The following is a 427-nucleotide window of genomic DNA, read 5'->3' on the forward strand; positions in this document are numbered from 1 at the left end:
AGGTGACGGCGTAGGTGTCGATGGTCCATTCTGCGTAAAGGGTCAAAGCCGCATTGCCGGTGTAGGTGCCGCCCGACTCGTAGTGGGTGCCGGTTCCGTCCGTCGCCGTGTTCCAGCCCGCGAAGGTGTGGCCCGTTCGGGCGAGGCTCCCGGTATTGGCGGCCAACGTCAGGCTGACGTTGTAGGTCTTGGTCTGGGCGTCGGGCGCCGAGCCCGAGGTGGCCCCGTTGGTGTTGTAGGTGACGGCGTAGGTGTCGATGGTCCATTCGGCGTAGAGGGTCAAAGCCGCATTGCCGGTGTAGGTGCCGCCCGACTCGTAGTGGGTGCCGGTTCCGTCCGTCGCCGTGTTCCAGCCCGCAAAGGAGTGGCCCGTTCGGGCGAGGCTGCCGGTATTGGCGGCCAACGTCAGGCTGACGTTGTAGGTCTT

At 65.6% G+C, this 427-nt stretch carries 1 protein-coding gene; it reads right to left on the reverse strand.

Annotated elements, in window-relative coordinates; all coding sequences use genetic code 11:
• A partial coding sequence (locus ACYQ11_RS22145; protein WP_459926012.1) for an InlB B-repeat-containing protein occupies window positions 1-427 on the reverse strand: 427 nt, incomplete at both ends.

This window comes from Desulfatiferula olefinivorans (assembly GCF_054657895.1).